The organism is Desulfocurvus sp., assembly GCF_023230885.1.
Lineage (GTDB): Bacteria > Desulfobacterota > Desulfovibrionia > Desulfovibrionales > Desulfovibrionaceae > Desulfocurvus.
In genome coordinates, this window is record NZ_JALNWM010000155.1 from 1 (window position 1) to 8,323 (window position 8,323).

Below are 8,323 nucleotides of genomic sequence, written 5' to 3' on the forward strand. Positions count from 1 at the left end.
GCCTCTGAGGACTTCGCCTCCGTGGAGCCCGACGAGGTCATCGCCCCCGAGGACGTGCTGCCCGAGGTCACCCTGGAGACCCTGCCCCAGGCCCTGCACGACGCCTGCGTCCGCGCCGGGTGGGACAAGCTCATGCCCGTGCAGGCCCTGGCCATGCCCTATCTCATGGCCGGGCGCGATCTCATGATCCAGTCGCGCACCGGCAGCGGCAAGACCGGCTCCTTCGTTTTGCCCATCCTCGACCGGGTGGACATCGGGCGCGACCAGTGCCAGGCGCTGGTCCTCGTGCCCACCCGCGAGCTGGCCCAGCAGGTGGCCCGCGAGGCCGAGGGCCTGGCGGGTTCCTCGGGGATGCGCGTGGCCGCCGTCTACGGGGGCGCGGGCTACGGCCCGCAGCTCGACGCCCTGCGCCAGGGCGCCCACCTGGTGGTGGGCACGCCCGGGCGCGTGCTCGACCATCTGCTGCGCGGCTCCCTGTCCTTGCAGGGCCTGGAGATCCTCGTCTTCGACGAGGCCGACCGCATGCTCTCCATCGGCTTCTACCCCGACATGCGCGAGGTGCAGCGCTATCTGCCCGCCCGCAAGGTCAACATGTTCATGACCTCGGCCACCTACCCGCCGCACGTCATGCGCCTGGCCGGGGAGTTCATGGAGCGCCCGCAGCTTCTGTCCCTGTCGCACAAGCGGGTCCATGTGGCCGAAACGCCGCACCTGTACTACGAGTGCAAGCCTATGGAGAAGGACCGGGCCCTGGTGCGGATCATCGAGATGGAAAACCCCGCCTCGGCGTTCATCTTCTGCAACACCAAGCAGAACGTGCATTACGTCACGGCGGTGCTCCAGCGCTTCGGCTACGACGCCGACGAGCTCTCCGGCGACCTGACCCAGGCCAAGCGCGAACAGGTCCTCGACCGCATCCGGCGCGGCAAACTGCGCTTCCTCGTGGCCACCGACGTGGCCGCGCGCGGCATCGACATCCCCGACCTGTCCCACGTCTTCCTCTACGAGCCGCCCGAGGACCACGAGGTCTACATCCACCGCGCCGGGCGCACCGGCCGGGCCGGGGCCTCGGGCGAGGTCGTCTCCCTGGTGGACGTGATGGAGAAATTGGCTCTGCACCGCATCGCCAAGATGTACAAGATATCCCTGGAGGCCAGGTTGCTGCCCACCGACGAGGACGTGCAGAAGGCCATCGCCCAGCGCATGACCGCCCTGCTCGAAAGCCGGCTGAGGAAACTCGACAACGTCGAACGCGAGCGCATCGAGCGCTTCAAGCTCCTGGCGCGGACCCTGGCCGAGGGCGAGGGCGGCGTCGACCTTGTGGCCATGCTGCTCGATGAGACCTATCGCGCCGAGTTGCAGGGCGCCCCGCCCAAGCCCCCGGCGCGCGAGCAGGCCCCCCGGGCCCGCGCCCCGCGCCCGGCCGAGGCCGAGGCCGCGGGTGAGGCCGAGGGCGAAGCCGCCGCCGCCGCCGCGCCCGCCCCGGCGGCCCCGGCGGCCCCCGCCCCGGACGGCGAGGACGGCGAGGCCGCCCCGGCGCCCAAGAAGCGCCGCCGCCGCCGCCGCAAAAAGAAGAAACCCGCAGAAACCAACGGCAACGTCGCCCTGCCGGAGCCGCCCGAGGACTCCGAGGAGGACTTCGAGGACGAGGAAGACAACTTCAACGTCTAGGCCACAGGAAGGCGGCCCCGCAGGACAAGGCGTCCGGCGGGGCCGCCGCCGGAAGACGGAAAAGGCGGCGCGGACTGCGGTCCCCGCCGCTTTGTTTTGCGCGCGGGGGCGGGCTGTCCGCCGAGGGGTCCCTGCCCCTGACCATCTCGCGCAGCCTTGTTTTGCGCGGGCGGGCTGTCCGGGGCTGGCAGGGGCGGGGGCCTTTGCGCATCGGCGCGGGCCGGGCGGCCCCGGCGTGGGCGATACCGGGCGGCGCCGGGTCGGGTTGTGGGCCGGGCCGCGCGGGCAGGTCCGCGGATTGCGTGGACCGGGCGCGGGTTGTCCGGGGCTGGGCCCTGCCCCCGGGCAGCGCGCAGGCGGTGCGGGGCCGGCGGGCGTCGGGAACCACGGGCGGCGGCGTTGCGCACCGGCGCGCAGGCGCGGCTTCGGCCAGGGCGGACGGCGCGCAGTGCCCGGGGGGCGGCGGATGATGGGACGGCGGCCGGGCGGCCGGGCGGCCGGGGCCGTGTCAGAGGCGCAGGGCGCGCAGGGTGTCCCACACCAGGCGCTTGGCCTGGGCGTCGCCGCCGAGCATCTCCTCGGGGCCGGGCAGGGCCAGCACGGTGCGCGCCTCCAGGCGGTGGGTGCCCGGGGCGTAGCGCTGGCGGGGGAAGAGCACCTCGAAGGCCCGCTGGCCGAAGCAGACGATGAGGCCCGCGCCGGTTTCGCCGACGCCGCGCAGGAAGGAACCCTTGTTGGCCAGCAGCCGGCCCTGGTGTTCGAAGGACAGGGGCCAGAAGGTCACGCTTTTCTTCGGCCAGCGCAGGGCCCTCATGATATTGCCGAACAGTTCGCGTCGCGCCGGGTCGGGCCGGGGGCCGAAGTCCAGGCCCAGCTCCCAGTAGGTCCATACCGTGCGGCTGGGCGTGATCAGCCGGGGCCGGAACTGCTCCCACGGGAATACGGCCAGGGGGCCGCCCGGGGCCGCGGGGCGGGCTGCCGGGGGCGGGCCGGGGGGCGCCTCGGAGGCCGGGCCCGGGGCGCGGGCGGCGCGGGGTTCGGCCTCGCGCCCGGGGCGCCGGGGCGCGGCGTCCGGCTGTCTGGCTTCGGCCATGCGCGGCCTGGGGGGCGGGCCGCCCCGGGGGGCGTCGCGTCCCGGCCCGCCGGGCGCGAGGCCGAGCCCCGGGCGCAGCGCGGCCACGTCGTCCGTGCACAGGACATGGCGCAGGCCCAGGTCGTGCCAGACGCGCAGGTCTTCGCTCAGGCCGAGAGTGCGAGCATCCAATCCCAGATCCTCCAGGCCACCTCGGTCTTGGGCAGCACGGGCCAGCGCTCCAGGCGGCCCTGGGCGTCCAGGGCCAGGACGCCGTTGGTGGGCGCGGCGAAGCCGCAGCCCGGGGCGGTCACGTCGTTGGCGATGATGAGGTCCAGGTTCTTGCGCCGGAGCTTGCCCCGGGCCTGGGCCTCCAGGTCGGCGGCCTCGGCGGCGAAGCCGCACAGGCGCTGGCCGGGGGCGCGCCTGCGGCCCATGTCGGCCAGGATGTCCGGGTTGGGCGTGAAGGTCACTGCCAGCCCGCCGGCCTCCTTCTTGAATTTGCCGGGGCCGTAGGGCTCGGGGCGGAAATCGGCCACGGCCGCGGTGCAGCAGGCCCACTGCGCGGCCGCGAAGAGGTCCAGGGCGGCCTCATGCATCTCGCGGGCCGAGGTCACGTCCACGCGGTGGACGCCGGGCGGCAGCCACAGGGACACCGGGCCGCACACGGCGTGGACCCGCGCCCCGCGCAGCCAGGCCGCCACGGCCAGGGCCGCGCCCATGACGCCCGTGCTGGGGTTGCTCCAGTGGCGCACGCAGTCGAAGTATTCGCGGGTCGGCCCCAGGGTCAGCAGCACGTCGACCCCGGCCAGGTCCTGGACCGTGACGGCGCGCAGGGCCGCCGTGAAGATTTCCTCCAGGGGCGCCAGGCGGCCCCCGCCCTGTTCGCCACAGGCCATCTCCCCGCAGGCGGGCCCGGCGAAGACCGCGCCGCGCGCGCGCAGGATGTCGCAGTTGGCGCGGGTGGCCGGGGCGTCCCACAGGCGCGGGTTCATGGCCGGTGCGAGCACCAGCGGCCCCGGGAAGGCCAGGGCCTGGGAGCTCAGCTGGTCGTCGGCCAGCCCGTGGGCCAGCCGGGCCAGGGTGTTGGCCGTGGCCGGGGCGACGAGCATGGCCTGGGCGACCTGGCCGGGCTCCAGGTGGGCGAAGGGGCCCTGGGCGGGGTCGAACATGGGCCCGTAGACCGGGGCCGCGCCCAGGGCCTCGAAGCCCAGGCGCGAGACGAAGCGCTCGGCGCTGGCCGTCAGGGTGGCGCTCACGGCCAGCCCCGTGTCCGTGAGCATGCGCAGCAGTTCGAGGGACTTGTAGGCCGCCACGCTGCCGCAGACGCCCAGGTGCAGGCGGCGGCCGAGGTAGCCCGTGAACGCGAGATGCGCTTGCATGGCGTGTCCGTCCGCCCGGCTACTGGGGCAGGGTCTCCTCGAAGGGCGAGGTCTGGGTCGGTGTCGGGGCGGGGGAGCCCAGGGCGGGCTGCGCGGCGACGCCGTCCATGCGCGGGGCGATCATGATTTCCAGCGTGGTGCTGAAGGTGTCGTCGAGGATGTTGATGACGCAGTCGCGGTCGGGCTTCTCGAAGACCATGATCGTGCGGTTGTATTTGATCTTGCTGCGCAGGCGCCAGTTGTCCTTGGGCAGCTCCTTCTCGAAGAAGTTGGCCAGGGACACGGCGTCCACCCGGCCCTTGTAGACCACGATGCCGGTCTTGAACTGCGGGGTCTCGAAGACGAAGGAGGACTTGCCCTGCAAGGCCAGCTCGTTGGGGATGAGCACGTCGTCGAATTCCTGGTAGGAGCCCACGGGGTTGGTGGTCGGCGCCGGGCGGCTGGCGGCCTGGGTCTTGCCCTCGCCGTGGTCGCTCAGTACGGACTGGCAGCCCGTGGCGCCCAGCAGGGCGACGATTGCCAGGACGGCAAGAAGTATCCTATGCATGTTTCCTCCTTTGGGGGTCCCTGGTGGGGTGGCCGCGGGCCCTGGGCCGCGCGGGCCGGTGGCCGGGCCATCGGCGCAGCCACCCTACCCGAGACCCGCGCAAAGTTCAACGCAACCCGGCCCCCGGCGTCCGGCGGGAGCCGCCGCGCCCCGGACGGCCCCGGGCGCGGCCAAAACCGGAGCACGCACCGCCCCATGCACGAGATTCCCGAGGATTTCCGCCTCAGTTCCTACAGCTACGACCTGCCCGAGGAGCGCATCGCCCAGGCCCCCAGCCCCCGGCGCGACGCCTCGCGCCTTCTGGTGCTCGACCGCGCCAGCGGCGCCATGACCATCGACTCCTTTGCCGGCATTGTGGAGCGCGTGCCGCAGGGAGCGCTGCTGGTGGCCAACAACTCGCGGGTTCTGCCCGCGCGCGTGTTCGGGCGCAAGCCCTCGGGCGGGCGGGTGGAGTTCCTGCTGCTTTCGCCGCTGCCCCTGCTGCTCGAGGCCGCGCGCGCCGTTTCCGCGGACGGCTTCGAGGCCGAGGCCGAGGGGCTGCTGCGGGCCTCCAAGGGCCCGCGCCCCGGCGAGACTGTGCGCTTCGACGAGCATTTCGCCCTGACCGTGCTCGAGCGCGGCGGCTTCGGCCGGGCCCGGGTGCGCCTGCGCTGGCGCGGCGACCTGGCCGGGCTGTTCCTGCGCCTGGGCCACTATCCCCTGCCGCCCTACATCCGCCGCCCCGACACCCCCGAGGACGCCCTGCGCTATCAGACGGTCTACGCCAGCGAGGCCAAGCTCGGCTCCGTGGCCGCGCCCACGGCGGGGCTGCACTTCACCCCCGAGGTGCGCCAGGCCCTGGCCGCGCGGGGCGTGGATTGGGCCGAGGTCACGCTCTATGTGGGCTACGGCACCTTCAGCCCCGTGCGCAGCGCGGACATCCGCGAGCACGTCATGCACCGCGAGTACGTCGAGGTTTCCCGGGAAACGGCCCAGGCCGTGGCCCAGGCCCGCGCCCAGGGGCGGCCCGTGGTGGCCGTGGGCACCACGTCGGTGCGCGCCCTGGAGGGCGCCCGCCGCGCCACGGGAGCCATCGCGCCCTACACCGGCTGGACCGACATCTACATCACCCCCGGCTACCCCTTCGCCACGGTGGATCACCTGCTGACCAATTTCCATTTGCCAGAGTCCTCGCTGCTTATTATGGTTTCGGCTCTCGCCGGGCGGGGCCCCATTCTGCGGGCCTACCGGCACGCCCTGGACAACGGCTTGCGGTTCTTCTCCTACGGGGACGCGATGCTCATTCTCTAGGGGGGCCCGCCGGCGGAACGGCGAGCAGCCAAGCCACACTCAAAGGAGTCTCCACAATGTCGCGAATCGAGGTCCGGGAAGACCGCTGCAAGGGGTGCCTGCTGTGCGCCACGGTCTGTCCCGTGGAGATCATCGCGCAGTCCGAGCGTTTCAACGCCCAGGGCTACAAGGTGATCGAGGTCAGGGACATGGACTCGTGTACGGGGTGCGCCTCGTGCGCCCGGATGTGCCCCGACATGTGCATCACCGTGTACAAGACAGCCAAAGCCCCAAAGGAGTGAATCATGGCTCCTGAAAGAGTCTTCATCAAGGGCAACGAAGCCATCGCCCAGGGTGCCCTGGACGCGGGCTGCCGCTGCTTTTTCGGCTACCCCATCACCCCGCAGAACGACATTCCCGAGTTCCTGTCCAAGGCCCTGCCCGAGGCCGGGGGCGAGTTCGTGCAGGCCGAAAGCGAGGTGGCCGCGGCCAACATGCTGCTTGGCGCCGCCGCGACGGGCGTGCGCTGCATGACCTCCTCCTCCAGCCCGGGCATGTCCCTCAAGCAGGAGGCCATATCCTACATGGCCGGCAGCGAGCTGCCCGCCGTCGTGGTCAACATGAACCGCGGCGGCCCCGGCCTGGGCGACATCGGCCCGGCCCAGGGCGACTACTACCAGTCCACGCGCGGCGGCGGCCACGGCGACTACCGCCTGCTGGTCCTGGCCCCGGCCACCTGCCAGGAGGCCTACGACCTGGTCATCGAGGCCTTTGCCCTGGCCTTCCGGTACCGCAACCCGGTGCTCATCCTGGGCGACGCCATCCTGGGCCAGATGAAAGAGCCCATCGCCCGCCGCGAGAGCGTGACGTACGACGACGCCTCGGGCGGCTGGCACCTGGACGGCAACGCGGGCCGCGACAAGCGGCTCATCAAGTCCCTGTTCCTGGACGAGGGCGCCCTGGCCGGGCAGAACCGCCACCTCATGGCCAAGTACGCCGCCATGCGCGCCGAGACGCGCTGGGAGGCCTTCCAGACCGAGGACGCCGAGCTGGTGGTCTGTGCCTACGGCTCCATCGGGCGCATCGCCAAGTCCACCGTGCGCAAGCTGCGCGCCCGGGGGCTCAAGGTCGGCCTTTTGCGGCCCATCACCCTGTATCCCTTCCCCGACGCGCCGCTCCTGGCCCTGGCCGGGCAGGGCAAGCGCTTTTTGACCATCGAGCATAACTGCGGGCAGATGGTGGACGACGTGCGCCTGGCCATCCGCACCAAGGCCGACTCGGACTTCTTCGGCGTCATGCCCGGAGAGCTGCCCAACCCCGACGACCTGGAAGGCCCCATCCTCAAGAGCCTGGAGGGCTAGCCATGCAAGCCGCTGAAAAACTCGTGTTCAAGACGCCGGACGTGATCATCGACCGGCCGACCCACTACTGCCCCGGCTGCCAGCACGGCACGGCCCACCGTATCGTCGGCGAGGTCATCGACGAGCTGGGCCTGGCGGACAAGACCATCGCCGTGGCCTCCATCGGCTGCTCCGTGTTTCTGTACAACTACCTGAACGTGGACGCCGTGGAGGCGCCCCACGGCCGCGCCCCCGCGGTGGCCACCGGCGTCAAGCGCGCCCGGCCCGACAGGACAGTGTTCACCTACCAGGGCGACGGCGACCTGGCCTCCATCGGCATGGCCGAGATCATGCACGCCGCCAACCGCGGCGAGCGCATCACCGTGATCTTCGTCAACAACACCGTCTACGGCATGACCGGCGGCCAGATGGCCCCCACGACCATGATCGGCCAGGCCACCACCACCTGCCCCGGGGGCCGCTGCGCCGAGCGCGAGGGCCTGCCCATCAAAATGGCCGAGATCATCGGCATGCTCGGCGGGGTGGTCTTTTGCGAGCGCGTGGCCGTGAACAGCGTCAAGAACATCGCCCGGGCCAAGAAGGCCGTGCGCAAGGCCTTCGAATGCCAGGAGCAGGGCCTGGGCTTCAGCTTCGTGGAGTTCCTGGCCACCTGCCCGACCAACTGGAAGATGAGCCCCGTGGACGCCAACAAGCGCATCGCCGACGAGCTCATCCCCTACTTCCCCCTGGGCACCATCGTGGACCGCACCGGCGGCGGGGAGGACAAGTAGATGCTCTACCAGGACGTTATCATGGCCGGGTTCGGCGGCCAGGGCGTGATGCTCATCGGCAACCTGCTGGCCTACGCGGGCATGCACCAGGGCCTGAACGTGACCTACATCCCGGTCTACGGGCCCGAGATGCGCGGCGGCACGGCCAACTGCACCGTGGTCGTCTCCTCCGACGAGATCGGCTCGCCCATCATCCGCACGCCCAAGTCGCTCATCCTCATGAACCGCCCGTCCCTGGACAAGTTCCAGCC

General features: G+C 71.8%; 9 protein-coding genes. 6 read left to right on the top strand and 3 right to left on the bottom strand.

Annotated features, from left to right (window positions below):
• The coding region (locus M0P34_RS11245; protein ID WP_291499105.1) for a DEAD/DEAH box helicase at positions 1 to 1,671 on the top strand (1,671 nt) is incomplete at its 5' end.
• A 508-nt stretch (positions 1,672 to 2,179) separates the two neighbouring features.
• Here the strand turns inward: M0P34_RS11245 and M0P34_RS11250 are convergent.
• The 3 genes from M0P34_RS11250 to M0P34_RS11260 are packed head-to-tail and all read right to left on the bottom strand — an operon-like array spanning position 2,180 to position 4,672.
• On the bottom strand, positions 2,180 to 2,935 hold the full coding sequence (locus M0P34_RS11250) for a hypothetical protein (RefSeq protein WP_291499107.1): 756 nt from the start codon (positions 2,933 to 2,935) through the stop codon (positions 2,180 to 2,182).
• Positions 2,911 to 4,125, bottom strand: coding sequence for a bifunctional phosphopantothenoylcysteine decarboxylase/phosphopantothenate--cysteine ligase CoaBC (coaBC, locus tag M0P34_RS11255; protein WP_291499108.1), 1,215 nt, complete (start codon positions 4,123 to 4,125; stop codon positions 2,911 to 2,913). Before coaBC ends, M0P34_RS11250 begins: the two co-directional genes overlap by 25 nt.
• A gap of 19 nt (positions 4,126 to 4,144) precedes the next feature.
• Positions 4,145 to 4,672 (bottom strand): hypothetical protein, encoded by a 528-nt coding sequence (locus M0P34_RS11260; RefSeq protein ID WP_291499110.1) that lies wholly within the window; start codon positions 4,670 to 4,672, stop codon positions 4,145 to 4,147.
• 195 nt (positions 4,673 to 4,867) lie between these two features.
• Here M0P34_RS11260 and queA point away from each other — a divergent pair, with 195 nt between their 5' ends.
• The 5 genes from queA to M0P34_RS11285 all read left to right on the top strand — a co-directional run.
• A complete protein-coding gene (gene queA, locus M0P34_RS11265; protein WP_291499112.1) occupies positions 4,868 to 5,962 on the top strand; it encodes a tRNA preQ1(34) S-adenosylmethionine ribosyltransferase-isomerase QueA in 1,095 nt (364 codons plus the stop codon).
• Positions 5,963 to 6,018: 56 nt separating this feature from the next.
• Positions 6,019 to 6,243 carry a 4Fe-4S binding protein gene (locus M0P34_RS11270; protein WP_291499113.1) on the top strand — a complete coding sequence of 75 codons (225 nt, stop codon included), beginning with the start codon at positions 6,019 to 6,021 and terminating at the stop codon, positions 6,241 to 6,243.
• 3 nt (positions 6,244 to 6,246) lie between these two features.
• Positions 6,247 to 7,302: a 3-methyl-2-oxobutanoate dehydrogenase subunit VorB gene (locus tag M0P34_RS11275; RefSeq protein WP_291499115.1), complete on the top strand. Its 1,056-nt coding sequence runs from the start codon at positions 6,247 to 6,249 to the stop codon at positions 7,300 to 7,302.
• A 2-nt stretch (positions 7,303 to 7,304) separates the two neighbouring features.
• Positions 7,305 to 8,072: a thiamine pyrophosphate-dependent enzyme gene (locus M0P34_RS11280; RefSeq protein ID WP_291499117.1), complete on the top strand. Its 768-nt coding sequence runs from the start codon at positions 7,305 to 7,307 to the stop codon at positions 8,070 to 8,072.
• On the top strand, positions 8,073 to 8,323 hold a 251-nt coding region (locus M0P34_RS11285), incomplete at its 3' end, for a 2-oxoacid:acceptor oxidoreductase family protein (RefSeq protein WP_291499119.1).